The sequence below is a fragment of the Polynucleobacter ibericus genome, from assembly GCF_018687955.1.
Classification (GTDB): Bacteria; Pseudomonadota; Gammaproteobacteria; order Burkholderiales; family Burkholderiaceae; genus Polynucleobacter; species Polynucleobacter ibericus.
Map to the genome: position 1 here is coordinate 834,101 of NZ_CP061309.1, position 26,497 is coordinate 860,597.

The following is a 26,497-nucleotide window of genomic DNA, read 5'->3' on the forward strand; positions in this document are numbered from 1 at the left end:
CATCTTATTAATTGGTTTTATAGGGTGCTGCGCAATCTTAAAACCCATTGTAGCGATGGAATGGCGTGTTTACCTACAGGCCACCACCCCAACGATACTGCCAGGAAACGCCCAGGGCATCATAGCTTGTATTGCTACTGGAATAGACCCCTTTGCTGCCGGTTAAACGTATTGAGTTTTGCTTATTGATGGGGTAGGACAAAGTGCTGCCAAAACGCCAATTTTCTTGCGAACCATTAATTGCCGTACCGTTTACATACTTCTGTCCACCCATAAAATAAGTGGCATCAGCGGATATGTAAGCCGTGTTGGGAAAGTAATAAATAAAGTGACCTTCAGTTGAATAAATCGGATTTTGTGAGAGCGTATTCCCACCTAAAAAATTGGTATTACTGGTGTAGATGGTTGCCATTCCGGCAAGTTCCAAACGCCAGGGTCCAATAGCTTGAGATGCTCCGATTGCGGGCTGAAAAAGAGAGCGATTAGCGCCGACGTTGAGCATTTGCTCGCTGTTGTACTTACCCCATGGGATGGATGCAGCAAGGCTGGTACCGATAATTAAATCCTGTTGGTAATGTCTAAATTCTTCCAGAGAAAGTGCTGGCGCGCCATAAAGATTTGTGGAGATCTTGACAACCGGATCAGACAAGCCTTCTGCTGAGGCATTCATATTTTGGTTATTTGCACTACCAGATCCCGAAAGTTGGGCATAGGGCAATAAGAGGCTAATCCTGCCGGACTGACCAAAGACATCGATGATGCGTGTCAGACTTGCCGCTTCGGTAACGAGTGTATAAGATCCGCTCCTAGCTTGAGCGATACCGCCAGAGATAAAGTTAATCCCAATGGGCGCATTGGAGTAGGCGCGAGCCTCGATTTCCTGGGCTTGAGATTGCTGGCAAAAAAACCCCAACAAGCAAAACCAAAAAATTCTCACGCGATACAAGTAAAGCAATTACTTTTTGGAGCCAAATAAAACTGCAAGAGTTTCAGTATTGCCTACGACCTTATTGAAGCCAATAAAAATTAAGTAAGGCCAAACAATTAGCCAATACACAATCGACATGGCAAACACTCTTAATGGATCACCGCTTCCAAAGGCTCCCATGGAGGAGATAAATTCTTTACCATGTATTAAGCCATCTACTCCGGCTTCAATATAGTTCAGGGCAATAATGACAATGATGTAAACGAGAGACTCAATCAATAGAGAGCCAACGATACCATTTTGTTTATTGACCTTAATTGGATATGCGGCCTGAGCGATCAACATAAACTTTGCTGATAAACCCGCTTTGATTAATGCAAAACCAAACATTGATAAGGGGATGGGGCGCTCTTCGAGGGCGGTTGCAGCCATAAAGGCAATAGCGCAGAACCAAACACCAAAATAAAGAGACAAGGAAAAAGCTTTTTTCGCCTCTTCCTCAAGCTTTATTTTTAAGCCAGGCTTATTTGGTTGGTTGGTGGCACTATTAGTCATTAAAAACTTTATTCAAAAGGGTGGGGCATCAATCGCCGCAAGTAGAGCAAGAACCAGAGCTTGCTACTTCAACTGGTGCAGGCTCTTGGGTATAGCGTGCAATAAAAGCATGTTTGCTAGACATCGGAGCATTAATCCAGACAAAATGACCAGAGCCAGGGGCAACAGTAATCGGTTCGCCAGCCATATTCCACATTTCGGTCAGCACAACATCTGTATTACCGTTGGGCTCAATAATTTCCAATTTATCGCCTACAGAAAAACGATTCTTTACATCTACCTTGACACGGCCTGATGCTGAATCAATTTCTAATGTCTCGCCAACGTATAGGCTGCGACCAGATAAGGAGTGGCCACGCATATAGAGTTGATATTCTTTATCGTGATGACGTTCGTAAAAGCCATCGGTGTAGCCACGATTTGCTAAACCTTCTAGTTGACCCAATAAGGCAGTATTAAATGGCTTGCCTTGAACCGCATCATTGATTGCTGTGCGATACGATTGAACAGTCCGTGAAACGTAGTAGGGCGACTTGGTGCGACCCTCAATCTTGAAAGAATCTACGCCCATCTTGGTGAGACGCTCAATATGCTCAACTGCTCTCAAGTCTTTGGAGTTCATGATGTAAGTGCCATGCTCATCCTCTTCCATCGGCATAAAGTCATCTGGACGGCGGGCCTCTTGAAGCAGTACCACGTCACCACTGGTATTTTGTTGCCCAGGCTTTACTTTGTAATCCCAGCGACAGGCGTTCGTGCAGGCACCTTGGTTGGAATCGCGGTGCGACATATAGCCAGAAAGCAAGCAGCGACCGGAGTAAGCAATACACAGAGCTCCGTGAACAAATACCTCAAGTTCCATTTCGGGGCAATCTTGACGAACTTCTTCAATTTCATCAAAAGAGAGTTCGCGAGAGAGAATCACGCGACTAATGCCAACTGAGCGCCAGAACTTTGCTGAAGCGCCATTGACAGTATTGGCTTGTACAGATAAATGGATTGGCATATCTGGCCATGCTTCGCGAGCCATCATGATAAGACCTGGATCAGACATGATTAAAGCATCCGGCTTTAATGCAATGACTGGATCCATATCTTTAATATAAGTGCGAGTTTTGCCACCATGCGGTAATAAGTTAGAGACTAGATAAAACTTTTTGCCCAACTCATGTGCGGTATCGATGCCTTGCTTTAGCACTTCAATCTTGCCAAAGTCGTTATTGCGCACGCGCAACGAGTAACGTGGTTGCCCGGCGTAAATCGCATCTGCTCCGAAATCAAAAGCAGTTTCGAGCATTTGTAGGCTGCCGGCGGGGGCAAGAAGTTCGGGAATCTTAGTCATCTGGCTATTTTAGTGAATACGGCTAATCTTGCTCAATTTGTCTCATTGGCATGCCTTAGGGCTTGCTAAAGCTAGGTTTACACCACCCTAATAAGTAAACCGCTAAGCAATGAAGAGTATTCTTGTGGATCTGTGGAGAGCATTGTAAAAAATGAATGGGCAGCCGACCCTTCAACTTTTCACCCTAAATTGAAGACATTCCTTGAAGAATGCAGAAAGAATGTAATGACAAAATTGACATCCAAGCCCATCCTGAAAAAAGCCAGCGGCATTTTGGCTCAAGAGTTTGCGATACCTAAAGATATTGCCTGGGCATGGGTTACTTTATTGCTTTCGCAAGAAGAACAGAAGCGCGATAGCGAAGAAAAACGATATGCCCGTATCGCTGAATACGAAGCATGGATTTTGGAGCTGCGACTACCAACGGACCCGAGAAATCCTGATAGTAGTTCTGTGAGTCCGCAGGCTGTTAAAAATTCCGCAAGAAATGTTTATGAATGGCCTCATGAATACATTTATGAGGAACCGGCAGCACCAAAGCATCCTGACTCTAAAGTCACTTATAGCGATCCGATCACCGAATCAATTTTGAATGCAATCAAAGATGCAGGCGGTTCCGATGATCGGGCGGCACTGATTGCCATCTTAGAGGCATACGCAAAAGAGGGCAAAGAGCCATTCGCCAATGTCACGTCAGAAGGTATTGAATGGAAAGGCAGTGCGTGGAAGGAGGGCGATAAATACAATCTGCTGACTATAAAGACTCTGAATAATCGTCTGGCTAATCTACGTAAGAAGGGTCTGATCTAAGTCGACTCTTTGACTAGAGTTATCAAAGAAAAAGCCCCTAGATTGCTCTAGGGGCTTTACTTATTTGGCTCCTCGACCTGGGCTCGAACCAGGGACCTACGGATTAACAGTCCGGCGCTCTACCGACTGAGCTATCGAGGAATAAGCCGATATTATAGCAAGATGAAATCACTTCTCTCTAGTTCTGTGCAGATCCCCAAAGTACTGACGATTGCTGGGTCCGATAGTGGCGGCGGGGCGGGGCTTCAGGCCGACCTTAAGGTCATTACAGCCTTAGGTGGCTACGGGATGTCCGTTATCACCGCCATTACTGCGCAAAACACCTTGGGAGTTACGCGCATCCAGGACGTCGATTTGGATGTGGTTGAGGCTCAGATTGATGCTGTTTTAATGGATATTGGGGCTGATATCGTCAAAATTGGGATGCTTGCCAGCCCAGAAATAGTCCGAACAGTCGCTAAATCTTTGCGCAAGCATGGCGTTAAACGAATCGTCCTTGATCCAGTGTTGCGAGCCACATCTGGCGCAAGTTTGGGTGGTGATGACACGGCTCAGGCCATGATTACTGAATTGTTTCCATTAGCATCACTTGTGACACCTAACTTGGATGAAGCTTCATTGCTGCTTGGACGTGAAATTAGCGGTCCGAATGATTTCAAATTGGCTGCAGAAGAATTAATGGAGATGGGGCCACAAGCAGTGCTCATTAAAGGCGGTCATCTCGATAGTACACATACGCAAATTACGGATTACTTAATGTGGCGCACGATTGAAGATGGCCTTGAAGTCATTCAGTCTAAAGAGTTCAAACACTATCGTGTGAACACTGCAAATACCCACGGCACTGGATGTTCGTTGGCTTCTGCTATTGCTACATACCTTGCAGGCGGTCATGACTTAGCCCACGCGGTTGCTAAAGCGATTGCTTATGTGGAAGCGGGCTTAGAAGCAGGGTGCTTCTTAAGTATTGGTGAAGGTCCAGGACCTTTGTGGCATATGCACGATTTTTACCCAACTGCTTTGCTAGATGAAAAAGAAAAGTATTAATTCACCATCTTTTTTAGAGCATTAATTCCTGTAAATGCTTGACTGCAGCTTTGGGGTCTTTGGCTTGCGTAATCGCTCTGACCACCGCAACTGAGCCAACACCACTCTTCGCTACCGCACGAATACTTTCTTGATCTATGCCGCCAATGGCGACCAGTGGGTATTGACTCATTAACTGGGTATATTTGTACAGACGCCCTAATCCTTGTGGTGCAGTGGGCATCTTCTTCAAATTCGTGGGAAAGACTGCGCCCATCGCAATATAACTTGGGCAAAAGCGATCCGCAAAGACGAGCTCTGCATAACCATGCGTACTGAGTCCAAGCCTCAAGCCGGCAGATCGAATCTCATCTAAATTGGCATCTACTAAATCCTCTTGACCTAGATGCACGCCATAAGCGCCCGCATCAATAGCTTCTTGCCAGTAGTCATTAATGAAAAGTAGCGTCTTGCTATCTTTTACTGCAGCAACAGATTCTTTAATTTGCTTTCTGATCTTCGATTTTTCTTCAGACTTAAAGCGGAGTTGCACTGTTGGCAGCTCTGCATCAACCATGCGCTTAACCCAATCAGCATCAGGCATTACGCCATACAAACCCAAACGCTTCGGACATTCTTTAAAGGCGTTGGAATTCATATTGCGAGTCCAAGGCAATAAATCAAAATGCTCTGGCCTGCTGGGCCATTTAAGCGGATTAAAGCCACCATCTTGCAAAGTCATACGTGACCAAGCTTTGCCGAGCACTTTGGCGTCAGACTCAATAAAGCCCATCTCAATACTAGCTAATGCACCAGCTAATTCGTAATGATCAGCAGCAGCCTCGTTATCAATCAGTGGTGGTGGAGTATTGAGAGTAAAGGCCGGAATCGGAATGCAGAGATCCTCATTGCGATGTGCTGCAACGATTTGGTCGGCAAGGTCACGAATCAAGCTCATATGATCAGTGTACTCAACTCGAAGTAACTACGACTGATGCCAAAAAGGAGTGCCCACCAGCGGCGTACTAGCTTGAGCAGACTCTTGAGGCTTCATGGCGCCGGATAAATAGGCTGCACGCCCAGACTCAACTGCCATCGCAAAGGCTTTAGCCATCACAATAGGATCGTCTGCCAAGGCTACAGCTGTATTAAGCAGTACACCATCAAAACCCCACTCCATTATCGTGCAAGCATGCGAAGGAAGGCCAAGACCGGCATCGACTAAGAGTGGCACCTTTAGGCGATCACGTAGTAGTTTCATGGCATAAGGATTTAATGGACCTTGACCCGTTCCGATGGGTGCAGCCCAAGGCATCACTGCTTGGCAACCAACATCAACAAGACGTTGGCACAAAATCAAATCTTCTGTGCAATATGGCAACACCTTAAACCCATCTTTAATGAGAGTCTCAGCAGTCTGTGCTAAGCGCAAGACATCGGGCTGCAAGGTGTAGTCGTCACCGATCAACTCTAGCTTAATCCAGTCGGTTTCAAATACTTCACGCGCCATTTGCGCGGTAGTAATGACTTCTTGGGGACTATGACAGCCAGCAGTGTTTGGTAATACAGGAACAGCCATTTTTTTCAGTAAATCCCAAAAGCCACTATGGGCTTCGGCGGTCGCGCTACCTTGGCGACGCAAGCTCACAGTGATCATGCCTGGATTAGATGCTTGTACTGCATTCTCCAAGACTTGAGGAGATGGATAGCGTGAAGTGCCCAAGAGCAAGCGGCTGGCAAAGCTCTCGCCATAAAGTACAAGCGTATCGGCTCTATTGAGATTACTTGGTAAGGGTGCGTTCATTTCAGCTCTAAATTTTTTTACTTTAGCCGCCAGTCACTGGGGCGATTACTTCAATTTGGTCATTTTCATTTAAGGCAAATTCAGCATGCTGAGTCTTAGGAACAAAATTTAGGTTTACGGCAACGGCATAGGGAGGCTTCGCATTAATTAAAGCCAGCGCGTCGCTCACCATGCTCTGACTGGGCAGCTCATAAGCTACTTGATTAACGATTATGCGCATACCGCCTCAATACAATGGCTGCTGTGAGCAATGCTTAAACCCAATTCCAAAGCCGTCTTGCTGGATCCTTGCTCTAAAACTTGCAACGCACAATCAAGTACTGCAGGTGCAATCATAAAACCATGACGATAAAGACCATTGATCATGATCAAATCCGTCAGTCCTTTATCTTTACTAGTGTGAATTTCTGGAAGATTATTTTTTAAAGTAGGACGACACTGCGTAGCCATTTCCAAAATGCGCGCTTCTGCGAAACCACTATGGACGGTGTATACAGCACTCAGTAGCTCCATAGCTGAGCGCACACTCATTTCCGATAGATCGTCTGATTCAATTTCAGTGGCGCCGACAACATAAATATCATTTTCTTTTGGAGCGATATAGATTGGGTAGCGGGGATGTATTAAGCGTGTAGGGCGGCGCAGCTTAACTTCAGGAGCATGCAAGCGAATTACTTCTCCGCGAACGCCACGTAAGCTATTTGAAGTCTCGCTAGAGGCCCAAGATTCTTTTGCGCCGGTACCACGACAATCAATGACTGCTCTATAGGAAGTCTCTTTGCGCAATATCGCTGGATCAATTTCAGTATGCCAATGGCAATTCACTTTCAGTAGCTTTAGCTCCACGGCAAGAGCGTCTAGTAACTGGCGATTATCTAATTGACCCTCATTAGGTAAATATAAGCCTTGAGTAAAGCGATCGGCGACGCCAGGCTCAAGCTCACGCAACGCTTCATTATTCAACTTCTGTGGAGCGCTTAAGTCAGGGTTGGATAAACAATTCTTTGCAAGATGTGCGGCAAAACGTTCGGCCTCACTCGCATCTTGTCGATGCCACAAAATCAATGTGCCATCTTGCTGAAAGTAGACTGACTCAGCTAAACCCTGAGTCAATTCTTTCCAACGCGGCAGGCTATATAAACCCATGCGGACTACAGAATCTTCAGTAATCGCCGATTCTGCTAAGGGCGCCAACATTGCCGCAGCTATGCGCGCAGCAGCATGAGCAGCTTCAGGCCCGCCTTTATCAAAAAGATCAACCTGCGCTCCGTCCTTAGCAAGAGCCAGCGCAAGTAGACGGCCCATGAGGCCGCCACCAACAATGGCGTACTTGCCATTAGAGAAACTCGCGCTAGTCATCAATGATCCACTTACTAGTGATTCTTTACTGATAAATCTCGCTACCGCGTTTACGGAACTCCGCAGACATTTCTTCCATGCCTTTGGAGGCATCTGCTACTTCAGTAATCGGAATTACTTTAGCCTTCGGATTACCGTCCGCATCCAATGTTGCCGCGTAATCACGTACTTCTTGCGTGATCTTCATCGAGCAGAACTTCGGACCACACATCGAACAGAAGTGAGCAATCTTCGCGCCTTCAGCTGGCAGAGTCGCATCGTGATATTCACGAGCACGCTCAGGGTCTAGACCCAAATTGAACTGGTCTTCCCAGCGGAATTCAAAACGTGCTTTTGACAGGGCGTTATCACGTACTTGTGCGCCAGGTAAGCCTTTAGCCAGGTCAGCGCCATGCGCTGCAATCTTGTAAGTGATGATGCCTTCGCGGACATCTTCTTTGTCTGGCAAACCTAAATGCTCTTTTGGTGTGACATAGCAGAGCATTGCTGTGCCGTACCAACCAATTTGCGCAGCACCAATTCCGCTGGTGATGTGGTCGTAGCCAGGAGCGATATCGGTAATCAATGGTCCAAGGGTGTAGAACGGAGCTTCCAAGCAATGCTTGAGCTCTTCCGTCATATTTTCTTCAATACGCTGCATTGGTACATGACCAGGACCTTCGATCATGACCTGGACATCATGTTTCCATGCCTTAGCAGTCAATTCACCGAGGGTATGAAGTTCGCCAAACTGGGCAGCATCATTAGAGTCAGCAATACAACCAGGACGCAAGCCATCACCTAAGCTAAATGACACGTCATAGGCTTTCATGATTTCACAAATTTCGTCAAACTTCGTATAGAGGAAGTTTTCTTTATGGTGAGCCAGGCACCATTTCGCCATGATCGAACCACCGCGAGAAACAATGCCGGTAATGCGATCAGCGGTCAGTGGTACATAACGCAGCAATACACCCGCATGGATGGTGAAGTAATCCACGCCTTGCTCAGCTTGTTCAATTAAGGTATCGCGGAACATTTCCCAGGTGAGATCTTCTGCAATGCCACCGGTTTTATCCAATGCTTGATAGATTGGAACGGTACCAATCGGTACAGGTGAGTTACGAATAATCCACTCACGTGTCTCATGAATATGTTTACCAGTAGAAAGATCCATGATGGTATCTGCACCCCAACGAATGGACCACACCATTTTTTCAACTTCTTCATTAATGGATGAAGTAACAGCAGAGTTACCCAAGTTGCCATTAATCTTCACGCGGAAGTTACGACCAATAATCATTGGCTCTAATTCTGGATGGTTAATGTTCGCAGGAATAATGGCGCGACCAGCAGCAATTTCTGAGCGTACAAACTCACCAGTAACGATGTCAGGCAGATTAGCGCCATAGCCTTTGCCAGGATGCTGCTTCAATAGCTGCTTGTAGGCAGGGTCTTTGCGAAGCTGCTCAAGGCCCATGGATTCACGTAGAGCGATATATTCCATTTCTGGCGTAATAATTCCTTGGCGAGCGTAGTGCATCTGACTGACGTTTTGGCCAGGCTTTGCTACACGCGGCGCGCTGATATGTGAAAAGCGTAAATTTTGTGTCGCTGCATCTTGTGAGCGTGCAACACCATACTCAGAACTAGGGCCTGATAATTGAATCGTGTCATTGCGCTCCGCAATCCAGGCATCACGCAATCTTGGTAAGCCTTTTTCTAAATTGATCACAACATCTGGATCGCTGTATGGGCCCGAGGTGTCATAGACGGGTACAGGCGGATTGGCGAGCATTTCTTCACCAACGCGAGTAGGTAGTTGCTCAATCATGCGGATCGGCGCTTTGACATCCGGCCTTGAACCTTGGAGGTAAGTTTTAGTTGAAGCTGGATAGGCAAACTTTTGCCCAAAGTCGCGCTCTAAACTTTTTAAACTTGGAATCTCGTGTTTAGCGTTTTTAGTTGAAGTCTTGCCTGTACTCATGTCCATCTCCTAGCTGTTTTAGATGGACGAAACCGGGTGTCGGTCTGATGTAACTCCCCACGCCAGCATTACCTGGATCGGGTTCTAGGGTCTTTCTCAGCGCCTTCATGCAATAACCGCAATAAAGGGCACCCCTGTTTCATCCTTAAGAGTGATTTAACCACGAAATGGGAGAAACGCCGCATGACAGGAGTCAAGCTGGGTTAAATAGATCCAATAGGCTACTTATTGCGGCGCAATATAAAGTCAGCCGTTACAAATGCAGCATCAGAGGTGAATTCATCAGCCAAGATTCTGGCAGCCGCCTCCGCTAGCGATATTTCAATAAAGCCGCTAACTTCACCATCATGATTGGTGGGGACAAAGTTATCAGCAAGCTCTAAGTCGTAGACGTACAGCTGCTCATCATGAAACCCACGACCATAAATTGGGCGGCGCATATGAATGCGTCCCACCGGCTCAATTTGCTCGGCAATTTGCTCGGGTACGCCAGCTTCTTCCCAGAGTTCGCGGCGAGCGCTGACCCAAGGTGTTTCATCGGCAGTAATACCACCTGCAGCTAAGTTATCTAGCTTGCCTGGATCAGTTGGTTTAGCCTCACTGCGTCTGCCCAACCAAATACTATTGCCTTGCGTATAGCCGTTGATATGCGTTGCCATACTGCGAAAGCCAAAGGTACGAAAAGCTGCACGTTCCATACGAAAGTATTTGTGACCATTTTGATCTATCCAAGCAAAGTCTTCATTTCGCCAGCCAGGAATAAATCCACCAGCTCGCATGCGATTTGCGAGAAGGTAAAGGCTATTGGATAAATCTCTAGGCTTACTCAATTGAATCGAGAGCTTGTCATGACTGATGGCTACCAGTGGAATAGATTCTTTTTGTAAGGATTCTTGCAAATAAGAAACAAACTCTGGATTGAGATGGCCAATGATTTGTTCGCCTAATGTGCCACGTGATAGATAAATTGGTAGGTAATCGGCTGGAGCGGAGCGCGCCGTGTTCTGGAGCATCTCCTCAAGGGCGGCAAGCGTGCTAGTTGAAAGGCTGGTCATGGCCTAAGTGTAAGGGAACTTGGGGGCTAATGCTGTGCTTGCTAGATTTGCCTAGCACATAAATATCCCACCACTAGTCAAAATATTGATCAGTAAATACCCAAAATCGGGAAATACTTTCTGCACACTAATTAGGCAAGTTAGGTCAGCCTATACAAATCTGTGACTTACGAAAACTTTTGCCGATTTATCCACAAGACCTGTGGATAAGTATGAGCAATATTTGGTCCCGCCGACAGGAATCGAACCTGTATCCCACGCTTAGGAGGCATGTGCACTATCCATTGTGCTACGGCGAGTCTGATGCAAATCTAAAAGTATGTTAGAGAAATTTTAATGAATTACCAACCACATAGCGCCCATACTTGGTTAGTAACAGCCACCATCATATCTGGCGCAAAGTACATTGAAAAAATAACTAGCAAAAGCAAGGAAACAAATCCATAGGCAATGACTTTTGTCATTAAGGACTTCTTAAGCATTAGCAACTCTGTAAATAGCGTGTTCTTTTACAGGAAGATTGACGAGGGCAGCAAACACACCTAATCCAATAGCAATTTCCCAAACAATTAAATAAGAACCCGTCTGATCAAACAAATAACCGCCAAGGAAGGCTCCACAGAAACTTCCTAGTTGATGTGAGAAAAACACTAAACCAGAAAGCATTGTTAGATACTTCACACCAAATATTTGCGCCACGATACCATTGGTCAGCGGAATAGTGGACAGCCATAAGAAACCCATCACCGCCGCAAAAATATAAGTACTCATAGGTGTGGGTGGTAATAATAAGAACGCAGTGATGGCAATGGAGCGTCCAATGTAGATTGCGGATAGTAAGTAACGCTTTGGAAAACGTTGACCTAAGAAGCCCGAGCTATAGGTGCCAAAGATATTGAAGAGGCCAATTAAGGCAAGGGCGGTAGTAGCAACCACTGGAGCGCCAACCGCCGAGTAATTTGTAGAAACATCTTTAAGGTAGGGCGCTAGATGCACTGCAATAAAGACTACCTGAAAGCCACACACAAAATAACCTAAGGTGAGATAGCGAAAGCTAGGGTTATTGATAGCCTCTTTTAATGCCTGCTTAATAGTTTGATCACCAAGATTGTGCGAATGAGAAAAATTCTTCTCACGCAACATGAATGCAGTAGGAATCATGAGGCTTGCCATCAACGCCAACATGAGTAACGCATCTTGCACACCAAACGCGCTGAGTAATCCTTGCTCAGCCGGAATCATCAGGAACTGACCGAACGAACCTGCTGCCGCAGCAATGCCCATTGCCCAAACACGTTTTTCAGCTGGTACATTACGACCTAAGATGCCGTAGACCACGCTATAAGTTGTTGCGGTCTGGGCTAAGCCAATCAGTAAGCCACCAGCCAAAGTGAAGTTCATCACATCAGTAGAGATGGCCATACCTGCTAAACCCAACGCGTACAAAATACCGCCAGCAACCATGATCTTGAATGCGCCGTAACGATCAGCTAATGCGCCAGTAATCGGCTGAACTGCGCCCCAAATCAGATTCTGAAGTGCAATAGTTAGGGCAAAAGTTTCACGACCCCAGCCATTGGCTGAGGTAATTGGTAGATTGAAGAGACCAAAGCCATGACGAATACCCATAGATAAGGTCACCATGAGACCGCCATAAATAAGAACCTCCTTCATGGAGAGTCCCGCTTTGGAGGCGTGCGCAGTCATGAGGCTTAAATAATTCCCTTGGTACGCAATTCTGCTATTGCTTGTTCATCCAGTTTGAGGCGTTCATGCAAGATCTCTTGGGTATGTTGACCAAGCGTTGGTGGCGCCATACGTACTTCGGTGGGTGTCTTCGAGAGGTGCATCGGACTAGCAACTAATTTCATATTGCCAGCGGTGGGATGGGGTACGTCGATCTGCACGCCACGATGAATCACTTGCTCGTTTTCAAAGACTTCTTTGAAGTTGTTGATTGGACCGCAAGGAACATTGGCTTTCTCTAGCAATGCAATCCATTCGCCCTTAGTCATTTTGCGCGTCATTTGTTCTAGCAGTGGGATGAGTTTCTTGCGATGCTCAACACGCAATGGATTAGAAATAAATAGCGGGTTATCTGCTAAGTGGGCTTCACCACCTGCTGTCACAAAATGCCGAAACTGACCATCATTGCCGGCTCCTACAATCATCCAGCCATCAGAGGTGGGAAAGGTTTGGTAGGGAACAATAATGGGTGAGGCATTGCCCCAGCGTTTTGGAACTTCGCCTGAGGTGAGATAAGCACTGGATACATTGGCCATGACAGCAATTTGGGTATCTAGCAGGGACATATCAATATATTGACCCTCGCCTGTGCGGTCACGATGAACGATGGCTGCGAGGATTGCTGTGCTGGCATACATGCCTGTAAAGATATCGGCGATCGCAACACCGGATTTTTGGGGGCTAGCACCTTCGAAGTCATGGGCTTCACCGGTCACACTCATAAAACCACCCATGCCTTGAATAATGAAGTCATAGCCAGGACGATGTGCGTAAGGACCGGTTTGACCAAAGCCAGTGATAGAGCAATAGACTAAATCTGCTTTGACCTTTTTAAGACTGTCGTAATCAAGACCGTATTTGGCTAAGTCACCCACTTTGTAGTTTTCGATGACTACATCGGATTCAGCGGCTAGCTTGCGGATAAGCTCTTGACCTTCAGGTTTAGCAATATCGACCGTAATCGATCGTTTATTTCTGTTGATGCAAATAAAATAGGCAGATTCATCAGTTTCCTTGCCATTGGCATCTTTGGCGAAAGGAGGACCCCAGTGGCGGGTATCGTCACCAACCCCCGGTCTTTCCACTTTAATGACGTCTGCACCCAAATCCGCTAGATTTTGAGCGCACCAAGGACCAGCCAAGACTCGGCTGAGGTCTAAAACGCGAATATGACTTAAGGCTCCCATCCCCTGATTTTGGCATGGATGGCAGGGGAATTCTCGAAAAATTCGGTCTAGACCTCAGACATGACTACAATTTGCGCGCATGGCTACCCGTAAAACTTCCGAATACAGCGAATCGTCGATTCAGGTCCTTAAAGGACTAGAACCAGTCCGTCAGCGGCCTGGAATGTACACCCGCACCGACAATCCACTTCACATCATTCAAGAAGTGCTTGATAACGCATCTGATGAGGCATTGGGCGGTTTTGGTAAGCAAATCATTGTCACCATGCATACCGATGGCAGCGTGAGCGTCGAAGATGATGGCCGTGGTATTCCGGTAGGGATGCATCCAACCGAGAAATTGCCCGTAGTAGAAATTGTGTTTACCCAACTTCATGCTGGCGGTAAGTTTGAAAAAGGTACTGGTGGTGCCTATGCCTTCTCCGGCGGCTTACACGGCGTGGGTGTTTCGGTAACAAATGCTTTATCTAAAAGATTAGAAGTAACTGTTTGGCGTGATGGCCAAATGTCGACCTTGACCTTTGCTGATGGCAAAGTGATTGAGAAGCTCAAATCGATCCCATCATCCAAAGACGATAAATCTCATGGCACACGTGTACGCGCTTGGCCAGATGGTAAGTATTTTGATAGCTCAGTGATTCCAATGCCTGAGCTCATTCGCTTATTGCGCTCTAAGGCGGTGTTATTGCCTGGTGTGAAAGTGACACTGATTCAAGAAAAATCCGGTGATACCCAGACTTGGCAATACGCACAAGGCTTGCGTGGCTATTTAAATGAAGCTATTGCACAAGCTGGTCATGGCGCAGAAGTCATTCCACCATTTGAAGGTGAGCAATACGCAACTGGCAATAGTGACGATGATTCATTTGCCGAGGGCGAAGGTGCAGCATGGGTAGTTTGCTGGACTGAAGATGGCGCACCAGTACGTGAGAGTTATGTGAACTTGATTCCGACTCCTGCAGGTGGTACTCATGAGAGTGGTCTGCGCGAAGGTCTTTTTAATGCCGTTAAAGGCTTTATTGAAATGCACGCATTGCAACCGAAGGGCGTGAAGTTAATGCCTGAGGACGTCTTTGCGCGCGCCTCCTTTATTTTGTCCGCCAAAGTATTGGATCCGCAATTCCAAGGGCAAATTAAAGAGCGCCTCAATTCACGTGATGCAGTACGTCTCGTTTCTGGTTATGTGAAGTCAGCTCTAGAGCTCTGGCTCAATCAGCACGTCGACTATGGTCGCAAGTTAGCCGATTTGGTCATTAAGCAGGCCCAGGCCAGAACTCGTGCAGGCCAAAAGGTCGAGAAGAAGAAATCTTCTGGCGTAGCTGTGCTGCCTGGCAAGTTGACTGATTGTGAGAGTCAAGACATCGGTATGAATGAGATCTTCCTCGTGGAGGGTGACTCTGCAGGCGGTTCAGCCAAGATGGGCCGTAATAAAGAATATCAAGCCATCCTGCCATTGCGCGGTAAGGTTTTAAATACTTGGGAAGCGGAGCGTGATCGCTTATTTGCAAACAATGAGGTACACGACATCGCTGTGGCGATTGGTGTTGACCCCCATGGAGCAAATGACAATCCCGATCTATCGAATTTGCGCTATGGCAAGGTCTGCATCTTGTCTGATGCGGACGTCGATGGCGCGCATATTCAGGTATTGCTCTTAACCTTGTTTTATAAGCATTTCCCGAAACTCATTGAGTTGGGTCATGTGCATATTTCACGTCCACCGCTATTCAGGGTAGATGCTCCAGCACGTGGCAAGAAGCCAGCACAAAAGATTTATGCCTTGGATGCTAGTGAACTCCAGGCAATTGAAGATAAGTTGCGTAAAGATGGCGTTAAAGAATCCGCCTGGCAGATCTCTCGCTTCAAAGGTTTGGGCGAGATGAGTGCAGAGCAACTATGGGATACCACTTTAAATCCAGATACCCGCCGCTTACTACCCGTAACGCTTGGCACCTGGACTGAAGACGAAACATTTAAAACAATGGATATGTTGATGGGTAAATCTGAGTCTGGTGCACGTCGCGATTGGCTTGAAGAGCGCGGCAATGAGGTGGAGGCAGACATTTAATGACAACTAAAAAGACTCCTGGAAAAAATGATCCAGCCGATCAGGCGGACTTATTCTCCAATCCAGTTGAGATGGATATCGTTGAGGTAGATGAAGCCCCAGCAGTGACCATATCTTCTGGTGGTGGATCAAATAACCATGATCCCAAAACCGTTGACTTGAATGAAGATGGTAAAGATAGCCTAACACTAGCGGTTTATGCAGAGCGCGCCTATTTGGATTACGCCATTAGCGTAGTGAAAGGCCGTGCATTGCCTGATGTATCTGACGGTCAGAAACCTGTTCAACGTCGTATTTTGTTCTCCATGAGCGAAATGGGCTTACGTGCAGATGCTAAGCCGGTGAAGAGTGCTCGCGTGGTTGGTGACGTATTAGGTAAGTTCCATCCGCACGGCGACCAATCCGCTTACGATGCTTTAGTGCGCTTGGCACAAAGCTTCTCACTGCGTTATCCATTAATTGATGGTCAGGGCAACTTCGGCTCACGTGATGGTGATGGCGCAGCAGCGATGCGTTATACCGAAGCTCGTTTAACCAAAATTGCTAGCTTGCTATTAAGTGAGATCGACGAAGGTACGGTTGACTTTGCACCGAACTACGACGGATCATTCCAAGAGCCTAAATTGTTACCAGCACGTTTGCCGTTTGTACTTCTGAATGGAGCATCCGGCATTGCGGTGGGCATGGCAACAGAAATACCTTCACACAATTTACGTGAAGTAGCTACTGCGGCAGTCGCCCTGATGAAGTCTCCGAAGATGAGCACTTCAGAATTATTAGAAATCATGCCTGGGCCTGACTATCCAGGCGGCGGCCAAATTATTTCATCTGCGGCAGAGATTGCCCAGATCTACGAAGCAGGGCGCGGCAGTATTAAAGTGCGTGCACGCTGGTCTGTAGAGGAATTGGCTCGCGGTCAATGGCAGATTGTTGTAAATGAACTACCACCAGCCACTTCTTCGCAACGCGTATTGCAAGAGATCGAAGAAATTACCAATCCCAAGGTGAAGGTTGGTAAAAAGACCCTTACTCCTGAGCAAAATAATCTGAAGTCGACGATTCTGAATGTCCTTGATGGTGTTCGTGATGAATCGAGTAAAGATGCTGCAGTACGTTTGGTATTCGAACCCAAGAGCAAAAATATTGATGTCAATGAGTTCGTTAATTTACTGTTGGCACATACTTCATTAGAGTCCAATGCACCAATGAACTTGGTGATGATTGGTAATGATGGTCGTCCTCGCCAAAAAGGCTTAAAAGAAATTCTCTCTGAGTGGATTGCATTTAGGGTTGCCACTGTTACTCGCAGAACGCAGCACCGCTTAGGTAAGGTCAAAGACCGCATGCATATTTTAGAAGGGCGCTTAATCGTTCTTCTCAATATTGATAAAGTCATTAAGATCATTCGTAATAGCGATGAACCTAAGGCTGATTTGATTAAGGAGTTCAAGCTCAGTGATCGCCAGGCTGAAGATATTTTGGATATTCGCTTACGTCAGTTGGCACGTTTAGAAGGTATCAAGATTGAGCAAGAACTCAAAGAGCTCAAGTCTGAACGTGATGACTTGGAAGGCTTGCTGCAAAGCGATTCGGTCTTACGTAAGCGCATCATTAAAGAAATCGAATCTGATATGAAGGATTTTGGTGATGATCGTCGTACGCTCATTCGAGAAGACAAGCGTGCTGTAGCTGAGGCAAAGGTAATTGATGAGCCGGTGACAGTCATTGTTTCTCAAAAAGGTTGGGTACGCGTGCGTCAAGGACATGAGCACGATGCCACTCAGTTCGCCTTTAAGGCGGGCGATGCTTTATATGCCACCTTTGAAGTAAGAACAGTGGATGTCATACAAGGCTTTGGTAGTGATGGCCGTGTCTATACGGTTCCTGTGAGTGAGTTGCCTGGTGCCCGTGGTGATGGCTCGCCTTTAACGAGCTTTGTGAACTTGGCTGCAGGATCGCAAATGGTTGCTTACTACGCTGGTCAATCTGATGACTTGGTATTGCTCTCCACTAAAGCAGGTTTTGGTTTCTTGGCCAATGTTGCGGATATGACAACTCGCAACAAAGCCGGTAAATCCTTCTTAAGCATGGATGCTAAAGTTCCTGGTGATGCACCTCTGGGTGCGGCCAAGGTGAAGCCCGGCATGAAGCAAGTAGCCTGCTTATCGGAAGCCTCGAAATTATTGGTCTTCCCATTGGATGAGCTCAAGCGTCTGCCAACAGGCGGCAAAGGGGTAATCTTGATGGGTCTGGATGACAAAGAGCATCTCGCTTCAGCTATCGCAGTTGGTCCAGATGGCGCCACTTACTCTGGTGCAGGACGTGCTGGCAAGCCTACTGAACTGAGCTTAGATGCAAAAACCTTAAAGTCATTTGCTGGTAATCGTGCACGCAAAGGTCACTTTGTTGAGCCACGCTTAAAAGACGGCAAGTTAACAGCGAACTAACTGATTAACCTAAGGTAGTTAAGTTTTCTTTGGAACACTCAGGCCATATTTAACGGCTATCACTTCTGCCAGAATCGATACTGCGATTTCTGGTGGAGTGAGAGCGCCAATATAAAGACCTACCGGACCATGTAATTTTTCTACCTGCTCTTGAGTGACATCAAACTCTAGCAAGCGTTCTTTGCGCTTTTGAGTATTTTTACGACTACCTAATGCCCCGACATAAAAGGCCGGCGACTTAAGTGCCTCCATGAGGGCCATGTCATCAAGTTTAGGGTCATGCGTCAGGGCAACTACCGCCGTATGAGAGTCAACGCCAATCTCCAACAAAACATCGTCAGGCATACCCTTTGCAAAAATAATATCGGAGCGATTAAGACCTTCGGCATACTCTTCGCGAGGATCGATGACGATCACCTCAAAGTCAGAAGCTAACGCAAAATCTGCGGTGTAGAGGGAAAGTTGTCCCGCACCAATAATCACCATGCGCCAACGTGGGCCATAAGTAGTTTGCATTTCTTGTTCGGTGCAGATAAATTCATCGCTACGATCTCCACTGGTCAGAATCGATTTACCAGTAGATAAATTCACCGTGCGTCGTGTAATTTGGTAAGAGGTGATGTTTTCCAGAAGTTTTTCTAAAACCGCTAGCTCAGGTCTAGGCTCTACTAGCAAGCGTAATGTACCGCCGCAAGGTAGACCAAAACGCGCTGCTTCTTGTTGCGTAACCCCATATACAACCGTCTCAGGCGTATTGCGGGTAAGGATTTCAGTTTGCACTCTGCGGATAAGGTCATCCTCGACACAGCCCCCAGAAACTGAGCCAGCAACTTGCCCATCGTCTCGAATAGCGAGCCAAGAGCCTACTGGACGAGGGGCGGAGCCCCATGTCTGCACCACGGTAGCAATAGCAACAGGCTGGCCTGATTGGAGCCATTCAACTGCGGATTTGAGGACGCTTAAATCGGTGCTGTTCATGCGTTTTCTTCTTTTACGCTCTTTTGCAAATACTTTTATTAATAACTATTTATTATCACCCTAATGACTGTTTCTAGTGAGCCTCTCAAAAGCCCAAAATTACGGCTTGCCATCTTGTTGTTGGCTGCCGGGGAGGGAAGTCGTCTTGGCGGGCATCCTAAAGCCTTGTTGAAGAAAGAGGGAAATAGCTTATTAAAGCGCTTTATTCATTCCATAGAGAAACTTCATTCAATAGAGACTTTGATTGTTACTGGTTTTTATTGCCAAGAGGTTGAATCAGAAATTATCTCTCTGCAGAAAGAGGCTCAAGGCCCTTTAGCTTGGATCAGAAATCCAAACCCTGAGGCAGGTCAATCTTCGTCTGTGCGTCTCGGTCTCGAATCTCTCAAAAGTAACTACGATGCTCTCTTAGTTGCTTTATGTGACCAGCCCAATCTAGGCGCACCAGAGATAGAAGCTTTGCTAGAGCAATTTAATCAAAGATCTGCAAACCAAGAAATAATTTTGCCGATGATCAATGGACAGCGTGGTAACCCAGTCTTATTTTCAAAAGAGGTAATTGAAACAGTTCTGGCGATTCCAGGTATGGTCTGCAGACCCTTTTTGGATCAACATCCAGAATTGGTGAAAACGTTTACTTCTAATAATCAAGCCTATCTTCAGGATGTCGATACACAGAGCGACATCCAAAAGCTGGGCTTAGATTGTATTTAACGCCACTGAATTGAATTAGATCTCTGCGATTAATTCGATTTCAACACAAGCTCCAAGCGGAATTTGCGCAACACCAAATGCGCTACGAGCATGTTTGCCAGCCTCACCAAACACTTCAAATAATAATTCTGAGCAGCCATTCACAACGAGATGTTGTTCTGTGTAGCTATCGGTAGAGTTCACCAAGCCCATGACCTTCACAATGCGCTTCACTTTGTCTAAGGAGCCTAGATGATTTTGTAGTGTCGCAATCAAGTCAATTGCGATAGAGCGAGCAGCAGCTTTACCTGTCTCAGTATCCATATCCTTGCCAAGCTTGCCAACCCAAGGTTTGCCATCTTGTTTGGCGATGTGGCCTGAGAGAAAAACAGTATTGCCGGTGGTGGCTGCCATGACATAGGCTGCAGCAGGCGGTCCTGCTGGGGGTAAATCAATACCAAGAGTCTTAAGGCGTTCGCTAATGTTTGTGCTCATATTGGGTTTCTGTAATTAGTAAAAAATAATGAAGTGAACAGGGTAGGTAAGTTAGAGTTACTAAATCTTACTTTGAAAGTTGGCGCATGGCACTTTCAAGGCCATTCAGGGTAACGGGATACATTCGATCTTTCATGAGATTTTGCATGATGTCGATAGATTGACGGTATTGCCAAATAGATTCGGGCTCTGGATTGAGCCAGGCAAAATGGGGGAAATGATCTATCAAGCGATTGATCCAAACTGCGCCAGCCTCTTTGTTGTTGTATTCAACGGATCCATTAGGGCTCAGTATTTCATAAGGAGACATCGTGGCATCTCCAACAAAGATTAACTTGTAATCCGGGCCATATTTATTGATGATGTCTTGTGTGGCTGTAGCCTGATCCCGTCTGCGACGGTTACTTTGCCAGAGGTTTTCATAAACGCAGTTGTGAAAATAGTAATGCTCAAGATGTTTAAATTCAGCCTTGGCTGCGGAAAATAATTCTGCAATGCGTTGAATATGATCATCCATCGAGCCACCAACATCCATCAAGAGCAAAACTTTTACTTGGTTATGGCGTTCAGGGCGCATTTGAATATCGAGCATGCCTGCATTAGCGGCTGTTGAGTGAATAGTCTTATCTAAATCGAGCTCAAGGGTAGAGCCTTCACGCGCAAAGCGACGTAAGCGTCGTAAAGCAACCTTGATATTGCGTGTCCCCAAGGCTAGATCGCTGTCATAGTCCTTAAATTCGCGAGCTTCCCAAACTTTGATAGCGGTTCTATTGCCGGCGCTGTCCCCGCCAATACGAATACCCTCAGGATGATACCCACTGTGACCAAAAGGAGAGGAACCGCCAGCGCCAATCCATTTATTGCCGCCACCGTGCCATTCTTTTTGTTCCTTTAAAAGCTCTTCAAGACGCTTCTTCAAAGCATCAGGTCCGCCTAATTTTTGAAGCGCGGCTTTTTCTTCATCCGTCAGAACGCGCTGCAGTTTTTTCTCAAGCCAATCGAGTGGAATATCCGGGGAGAGCGCGATGATTTGCTCTACTCCATTGAAGTAAGCGCCAAATACTTGATCAAAGCGATCAAAGTGTTGCTCATCCTTAACTAGGCTTAAGCGCGAGAGTTGATAAAACTCATCGATCGATGGATTAATAACGCCTGATTTCAAGGCCTCCAACAGAGTCAAAAATTCTCGCACTGAAACAGGCACCTTAGCCTCTTTCAGATTTAGGAAAAATTGAATCAACATGAAAAGTTTTGTAGCTAGGAAGTATTAACGATGGTTGCGATTCATTATGACCAAGCGTTCAAAGAGGTGTATATCCTGCTCGTTTTTCAGGAGAGCTCCATGTAAAGGAGGCACCATAATCTTGTCATCATTGCTGTGAAGGGCTTCTGGCGGGATGTCTTCTGCCAGTAAGAGCTTGAGCCAATCAATCAACTCGGAGGTACTAGGCTTCTTTTTAAGTCCTGGCAATGAACGGATTTGATAGAAAGACTTGAGTGCCGCATCTAACAGATCCTGTTTGATATTGGGATGATGGACATCCACGATACTTTGCATCGTGGCTGCATCTGGGAAGGTAATGTAATGAAAGAAGCAGCGACGCAAGAAAGCATCAGGCAATTCTTTTTCATTATTTGAGGTAATGATGACCAGAGGACGGTGCTTCGCTTTTATAAGCTCGCGGGTTTCGTAGACATAAAATTCCATACGATCAATTTCACGCAATAAATCGTTTGGAAATTCAATATCGGCTTTATCGATTTCATCAATCAGCAAGACAGTTGGCTCATCTGCTTCAAAGGCTTGCCAAAGCACCCCTTTCACAATGTAATTGCGAATATCTTTTACTTTCTCATCGCCTAATTGTGAGTCGCGCAAACGACTGACCGCATCGTATTCATAAAGACCTTGTTGTGCCTTAGTAGTGGATTTGATATGCCATTGCAGGAGCGGCATCTTGAGTGCGTCAGCCACTTCTTCGGCAAGCATTGTTTTGCCCGTGCCTGGCTCACCCTTGATTAAGAGGGGGCGCTGCAAGGCAATGGCAGCGTTGACCGCCAACTTGAGATCATCTGTGGCGACATAGCTTTGGCTCCCGTCAAAGCGGGTTTGAGGTGATGCGGTAGGTTTGCTCATGATGTTGCCTAAAAAGTGCTGGAATAAGCGTTCCAGTATAGGTAAACAAGCTGAATTTTTCAGTATTTCTACTGATTTTGGCGCTCGGAATAGCGGGGAAGGGCATCTGTCCGCTATACTCTTCCCAAATTGATCTAAATCAAACTCATTAATAATGATTTCTATGAAAAAACTCTCAATTCTTCCTCATTTGGCCATTGCCGCGACTTTAGCTTTTGCTGGGTCTGTTGCTCAGGCTGATGAAGTAAAAGGTAATGCTGCTGCTGGTAACGCCAAGGTCTGGCTTTGTGTGGGTTGCCACTCTATTCCTGATTACCGTGCTGACTACCCATTGGTATACAAAGTGCCAATGATTGGTGGTCAAAATGCTGCTTATATTGCTAGCGCATTGGCTGCCTATAAGAAAGGCGAAAGAAAGCATCCAACTATGCGTTCTATTGCTGCCAGCCTTTCTGATCAAGATATGGCTGATATTGGCGAATACTATGCAGCCCAAACTGCCAGCTCACCTATCAACCCATTGAAGTGATTCATTGATAAAGATTCTTAGAGATACGTATATGAAATTCGCACTAATAACTGTAGCTTTACTCTCAAGCCTTGGTTTGGTCAGCGTTGCAAATGCCGCTAACAAAGAAAAGGGCCAAGCTTTGGTTGAGAAGGCTAACTGCGCTTCTTGTCATGGCGCAGGTTTGAACGCTCCAATCTTGCCGACTTATCCAAAATTAGCAGGTCAGTATGCTGATTACCTTTATTACGCCTTGAAGGCCTACAAAGTAGGTAATGGCAATGCCCAGTTTGGTCGTAATAATGCAGTGATGGGTTCGCAGGTCCAAAACTTTACGGACGCTGATTTGCAAGATATGGCTGCTTACATTGCCTCTTTGCCAGGAAACTTTGTGGTTAAAAAGTAAACCTTGCTAGCTTAGGCTACTTAAACAAAAGGCTTAGAATATTCTTCTAAGCCTTTATTTTTTATAGGTAATTATAATCTCAACGTAGTGCCTCTAAGCCTCGGGCAAGATGTTTGCGCATCGCTAATTCGGCCGCCTGTTCATCTCGCTTTAAGATCGATCTGAGAATTTCTCGGTGCTCAACTAGGGAGCTTTGCAGTCGTCCAGTGCTCGTAAGCGAGTCTCTACGGTGCAATTTAAGTACCTTACGTAAATCAGCAATCACGCCATTCATCCAGCGATTTCCGGCAATTTCTTGGATTAATTCATGAAATTTGCCATTAATCTCAAAAAACTGTTCAATATCACGATCTGCGGCCACTTTCTCTAAGCGGTGGTGCAGGTGATCGAGCATGTTTAACTCTGCTTCAGTCGCTTTGGTAGCCGTTTCTTTGGCAGCCTGACCCTCTAAAAGTGAGAGGATGGTGAAGATTTGTTCTAAATCCTTCCTGGCAACCTCGGTTACATAGGCACCTCGACGCATTTTGATGGTGACAAGACCTTCAGATGCCAATACTTTGATAGCTTCTCGCATAGGCGTTCGACTAATCCCAAACTGTTCAGCCAGGGATTGTTCATCCAGCCAGCTTCCCGCCGCCAATTGCTTGCTAAATATCTGCTCTCGAAGACGATCGGCAACGTCTTCGTATAGAGGCCTATTATTCAGTTTTGTATTCATAATTATGAATACATTATGTAGACAAATGAATAATTGTCAAGCAGAATGTAAGGATATTTCGATGCAATGCAACAAAAATTAACCGGGAGTTTTTGTGAGTTCTAAAGAAAACAATTCATGGCCATCATTTCCTAATGTCGATCATGAGGCTTGGAAGAAATCAGCGCAAAAATCTGCGCCTAACGGTGATGTTGATTCCCTAGGCTGGAAAACGCCAGATGGAATTCATTTAAAAGCCTTATATACATCAGCGGATGTTGAGGGCCTCAATTACACAGATACATTACCGGGATTTGAACCTTTTGTTCGTGGACCGCAAGCAACGATGTACTCAGTGCGTCCCTGGACGATTCGTCAATACGCCGGTTTCTCAACCGCTGAAGAATCCAATGCTTTTTATCGCAAAGCGCTTGATGCGGGTGGTCAAGGTGTTTCAGTTGCTTTTGACTTAGCGACACACCGTGGATACGATTCGGATCATCCACGCGTAACCGGAGACGTTGGTAAAGCAGGTGTTGCAATTGATTCAGTAGAAGATATGAAGATCTTGTTTGATGGCATTCCATTGGACAAGGTATCTGTTTCCATGACGATGAACGGCGCTGTATTGCCTGTATTGGCAGGCTATATCGTTGCTGGTGAAGAGCAAGGCGTCAAGCAAGAGCAATTATCGGGAACCATTCAGAACGATATTCTGAAAGAGTTCATGGTGCGTAATACTTATATTTACCCACCAGAGCCTTCAATGCGCATTATTGGTGACATTATTGAGTACACGGCAAAACACATGCCGAAGTTCAACTCGATTTCCATTTCCGGTTATCACATGCAGGAAGCTGGAGCCAATCAAGTTCTAGAACTTGCATTTACTTTGGCTGATGGAAGAGAGTACGTCAGAACGGCGCTTGCTAAAGGTTTAGATGTAGACGGTTTTGCTGGTCGCCTATCTTTCTTCTTTGCAATTGGTATGAACTTCTATTTAGAGGTTGCTAAGTTACGTGCTGCCCGTTTGCTGTGGTGGCGCATTATGAAATCATTTGAGCCAAAAAATCCTAAGTCTTTAATGTTGCGCACGCATTGCCAAACATCAGGCTGGTCTTTGACTGAGCAAGATCCTTATAACAATGTGGTGAGAACGACCGTAGAGGCCATGGCGGCCGTCTTCGGAGGTACTCAGTCCTTGCATACCAATTCATTGGATGAGGCAATTGCCTTGCCATCCGAGTTCTCAAGCCGTATTGCCCGCAATACGCAATTAATTCTCCAGGAAGAAACCCATATCCCGAGCGTGATTGATCCATGGGCTGGTTCATACATGATGGAGAACCTCACCCAAGAGATGGCCGACAAAGCTTGGGAAATCATCGAAGAAGTTGAAGCGATGGGTGGCATGACTAAGGCCGTTGAAAGTGGTTGGGCAAAGCTCAAAATTGAAGCTGCTGCTGCAGAAAAGCAAGCCAAGATTGACTCCGGCTCTGATGTCATTGTTGGTGTAAATAAGTACAAGCTCGCCAAAGAAGATCTCGTAGATGTCTTGATGATCGATAACGATAAGGTTCGTGAAGGTCAAGTTGCGCGCCTTAAAGAGATCAAAGCAAAACGCGATACCCAAAAAGTACAGGCTGCATTAGAGGCCTTAACGAAGGCAGCGGAAGATAACTCCGGTAACTTATTAGAGTTAGCTGTGAATGCCATTCGTTTGCGTGCCACAGTAGGCGAAGTTTCTGACGCGTTAGAGAAAGTTTACGGGCGCCATCGCGCCGATACTCAAAAGGTGACCGGTGTGTATGCAGCTGCTTATGATTCAGCCGAAGGCTGGGCAAAACTCCAAACAGAAATTGCTGACTTTGCAAAAGACTTTGGACGTCGTCCTCGTGTAATGATTGCTAAATTAGGCCAAGATGGTCATGACCGTGGTGCAAAAGTAGTTGCTACCGCTTATGCCGATCTCGGTTTTGACGTTGATATCGGACCTTTATTCCAAACCCCTGAAGAGTGTGCTCGTCAAGCGATTGAAAATGACGTTCATGCCTTAGGTGTTTCTACATTAGCCGCTGGTCATAAGACATTGGTGCCTGCCATCATTGCAGAATTGAAGAAGCAGGGCTCTGATGACATCATCGTATTCGTTGGCGGTGTAATCCCAAGACAGGATTATGAATTTCTCTACGAGGCAGGTGTAAAAGGAATCTACGGTCCTGGCACTCCAATTCCGGCTTCGGCCAAGGATGTGCTCGAACAGATTCGTAAATCCGTTAAACCCGCTTAA

The 26,497-nt window shown here is 46.2% G+C and carries 25 protein-coding genes, 2 tRNA genes and 1 riboswitch; of the genes, 8 read left to right on the plus strand and 19 right to left on the minus strand.

Going from position 1 to position 26,497, the window contains the following annotated elements:
- Positions 1–73: 73 nt before the first annotated feature.
- Genes AOC20_RS04385 through AOC20_RS04395 form a run of 3 tightly spaced genes read right to left on the minus strand, consistent with a single transcriptional unit; the run spans position 74 to position 2,825 of the window.
- Positions 74–916, minus strand: coding sequence for a transporter (locus AOC20_RS04385; RefSeq protein WP_251373159.1), 843 nt, complete (start codon positions 914–916; stop codon positions 74–76).
- A gap of 39 nt (positions 917–955) precedes the next feature.
- Complete coding sequence (locus tag AOC20_RS04390) at positions 956–1,483, minus strand: hypothetical protein (protein WP_215361841.1); 528 nt, start codon at positions 1,481–1,483, stop codon at positions 956–958.
- A gap of 28 nt (positions 1,484–1,511) precedes the next feature.
- Positions 1,512–2,825, minus strand: coding sequence for a peptidase U32 family protein (locus AOC20_RS04395; protein ID WP_215361843.1), 1,314 nt, complete (start codon positions 2,823–2,825; stop codon positions 1,512–1,514).
- Between the two features lie 225 nt (positions 2,826–3,050).
- Here AOC20_RS04395 and AOC20_RS04400 point away from each other — a divergent pair, with 225 nt between their 5' ends.
- The gene (locus AOC20_RS04400) at positions 3,051–3,635 is read left to right on the plus strand and encodes a hypothetical protein (RefSeq protein WP_215361845.1); all 585 of its coding nucleotides are present in this window, start codon (positions 3,051–3,053) and stop codon (positions 3,633–3,635) included.
- Positions 3,636–3,700: 65 nt separating this feature from the next.
- Here the strand turns inward: AOC20_RS04400 and AOC20_RS04405 are convergent.
- Positions 3,701–3,776, minus strand: a tRNA-Asn gene (locus AOC20_RS04405).
- Positions 3,777–3,797: 21 nt separating this feature from the next.
- Between AOC20_RS04405 and thiD the strand changes: the two genes are divergently transcribed.
- Positions 3,798–4,682 (plus strand): bifunctional hydroxymethylpyrimidine kinase/phosphomethylpyrimidine kinase, encoded by an 885-nt coding sequence (gene thiD, locus AOC20_RS04410; protein WP_215361847.1) that lies wholly within the window; start codon positions 3,798–3,800, stop codon positions 4,680–4,682.
- Between the two features lie 13 nt (positions 4,683–4,695).
- Here thiD and thiE read toward each other — a convergent pair whose 3' ends face one another.
- The 10 genes from thiE to AOC20_RS04455 all read right to left on the minus strand — a co-directional run bounded on the left by thiE (position 4,696) and on the right by AOC20_RS04455 (position 13,778).
- Positions 4,696–5,619, minus strand: a complete 924-nt coding sequence (thiE, locus tag AOC20_RS04415; protein ID WP_215361850.1) for a thiamine phosphate synthase — start codon at positions 5,617–5,619, stop codon at positions 4,696–4,698.
- 27 nt (positions 5,620–5,646) lie between these two features.
- Positions 5,647–6,465 (minus strand): thiazole synthase, encoded by an 819-nt coding sequence (locus AOC20_RS04420; RefSeq protein ID WP_215361852.1) that lies wholly within the window; start codon positions 6,463–6,465, stop codon positions 5,647–5,649.
- Positions 6,466–6,487: 22 nt separating this feature from the next.
- Positions 6,488–6,685, minus strand: a complete 198-nt coding sequence (gene thiS, locus AOC20_RS04425) for a sulfur carrier protein ThiS (RefSeq protein WP_215361854.1) — start codon at positions 6,683–6,685, stop codon at positions 6,488–6,490.
- On the minus strand, positions 6,676–7,824 hold the full coding sequence (locus tag AOC20_RS04430; RefSeq protein ID WP_215361856.1) for an FAD-dependent oxidoreductase: 1,149 nt from the start codon (positions 7,822–7,824) through the stop codon (positions 6,676–6,678). The genes thiS and AOC20_RS04430 overlap by 10 nt, the downstream gene beginning before the upstream one ends.
- Before the next feature lie 25 nt (positions 7,825–7,849).
- A complete protein-coding gene (gene thiC / locus AOC20_RS04435; RefSeq protein ID WP_251373160.1) occupies positions 7,850–9,790 on the minus strand; it encodes a phosphomethylpyrimidine synthase ThiC in 1,941 nt (646 codons plus the stop codon).
- Positions 9,791–9,827: 37 nt separating this feature from the next.
- A riboswitch (TPP riboswitch) is annotated at positions 9,828–9,936 on the minus strand.
- Between the two features lie 75 nt (positions 9,937–10,011).
- Positions 10,012–10,845 carry an NUDIX hydrolase gene (locus AOC20_RS04440; protein ID WP_215361858.1) on the minus strand — a complete coding sequence of 278 codons (834 nt, stop codon included), beginning with the start codon at positions 10,843–10,845 and terminating at the stop codon, positions 10,012–10,014.
- A 224-nt stretch (positions 10,846–11,069) separates the two neighbouring features.
- Positions 11,070–11,144: transfer RNA gene (locus tag AOC20_RS04445), tRNA-Arg, on the minus strand.
- A gap of 42 nt (positions 11,145–11,186) precedes the next feature.
- Positions 11,187–11,309 (minus strand): hypothetical protein, encoded by a 123-nt coding sequence (locus tag AOC20_RS09775; RefSeq protein ID WP_285896907.1) that lies wholly within the window; start codon positions 11,307–11,309, stop codon positions 11,187–11,189.
- Positions 11,310–11,319: 10 nt separating this feature from the next.
- Positions 11,320–12,552: an MFS transporter gene (locus AOC20_RS04450; protein ID WP_215361860.1), complete on the minus strand. Its 1,233-nt coding sequence runs from the start codon at positions 12,550–12,552 to the stop codon at positions 11,320–11,322.
- A gap of 5 nt (positions 12,553–12,557) precedes the next feature.
- Positions 12,558–13,778: a CaiB/BaiF CoA transferase family protein gene (locus AOC20_RS04455; RefSeq protein ID WP_215361863.1), complete on the minus strand. Its 1,221-nt coding sequence runs from the start codon at positions 13,776–13,778 to the stop codon at positions 12,558–12,560.
- Positions 13,779–13,857: 79 nt separating this feature from the next.
- Here AOC20_RS04455 and AOC20_RS04460 point away from each other — a divergent pair, with 79 nt between their 5' ends.
- Positions 13,858–15,846, plus strand: coding sequence for a DNA topoisomerase IV subunit B (locus AOC20_RS04460; protein WP_215361865.1), 1,989 nt, complete (start codon positions 13,858–13,860; stop codon positions 15,844–15,846).
- Positions 15,847–15,917: 71 nt separating this feature from the next.
- Positions 15,918–18,293, plus strand: coding sequence for a DNA topoisomerase IV subunit A (parC, locus tag AOC20_RS04465; RefSeq protein ID WP_251373180.1), 2,376 nt, complete (start codon positions 15,918–15,920; stop codon positions 18,291–18,293).
- Between the two features lie 18 nt (positions 18,294–18,311).
- Here parC and AOC20_RS04470 read toward each other — a convergent pair whose 3' ends face one another.
- A complete protein-coding gene (locus AOC20_RS04470; protein WP_215361867.1) occupies positions 18,312–19,271 on the minus strand; it encodes an XdhC family protein in 960 nt (319 codons plus the stop codon).
- A 63-nt stretch (positions 19,272–19,334) separates the two neighbouring features.
- Here AOC20_RS04470 and AOC20_RS04475 point away from each other — a divergent pair, with 63 nt between their 5' ends.
- The gene (locus tag AOC20_RS04475) at positions 19,335–19,985 is read left to right on the plus strand and encodes a nucleotidyltransferase family protein (RefSeq protein WP_215361868.1); all 651 of its coding nucleotides are present in this window, start codon (positions 19,335–19,337) and stop codon (positions 19,983–19,985) included.
- A 15-nt stretch (positions 19,986–20,000) separates the two neighbouring features.
- Here AOC20_RS04475 and AOC20_RS04480 read toward each other — a convergent pair whose 3' ends face one another.
- The 3 genes from AOC20_RS04480 to AOC20_RS04490 form a co-directional block, all read right to left on the minus strand.
- A complete protein-coding gene (locus AOC20_RS04480; RefSeq protein WP_215361870.1) occupies positions 20,001–20,459 on the minus strand; it encodes a RidA family protein in 459 nt (152 codons plus the stop codon).
- Between the two features lie 67 nt (positions 20,460–20,526).
- Positions 20,527–21,702 carry a vWA domain-containing protein gene (locus AOC20_RS04485; RefSeq protein ID WP_215361872.1) on the minus strand — a complete coding sequence of 392 codons (1,176 nt, stop codon included), beginning with the start codon at positions 21,700–21,702 and terminating at the stop codon, positions 20,527–20,529.
- A 24-nt stretch (positions 21,703–21,726) separates the two neighbouring features.
- Complete coding sequence (locus tag AOC20_RS04490) at positions 21,727–22,596, minus strand: AAA family ATPase (RefSeq protein ID WP_215361874.1); 870 nt, start codon at positions 22,594–22,596, stop codon at positions 21,727–21,729.
- A gap of 163 nt (positions 22,597–22,759) precedes the next feature.
- On the opposite strand from AOC20_RS04490, the gene AOC20_RS04495 reads away from it, so the two are divergent.
- A complete protein-coding gene (locus AOC20_RS04495) occupies positions 22,760–23,125 on the plus strand; it encodes a c-type cytochrome (RefSeq protein WP_215361876.1) in 366 nt (121 codons plus the stop codon).
- A gap of 31 nt (positions 23,126–23,156) precedes the next feature.
- Positions 23,157–23,510: a c-type cytochrome gene (locus AOC20_RS04500; protein ID WP_215361877.1), complete on the plus strand. Its 354-nt coding sequence runs from the start codon at positions 23,157–23,159 to the stop codon at positions 23,508–23,510.
- Positions 23,511–23,589: 79 nt separating this feature from the next.
- On the opposite strand, the gene AOC20_RS04505 is transcribed toward AOC20_RS04500, so the two are convergent.
- The gene (locus tag AOC20_RS04505; RefSeq protein WP_215361879.1) at positions 23,590–24,228 is read right to left on the minus strand and encodes a GntR family transcriptional regulator; all 639 of its coding nucleotides are present in this window, start codon (positions 24,226–24,228) and stop codon (positions 23,590–23,592) included.
- Between the two features lie 94 nt (positions 24,229–24,322).
- Here AOC20_RS04505 and scpA point away from each other — a divergent pair, with 94 nt between their 5' ends.
- Positions 24,323–26,497, plus strand: coding sequence for a methylmalonyl-CoA mutase (gene scpA / locus AOC20_RS04510; protein ID WP_215361881.1), 2,175 nt, complete (start codon positions 24,323–24,325; stop codon positions 26,495–26,497).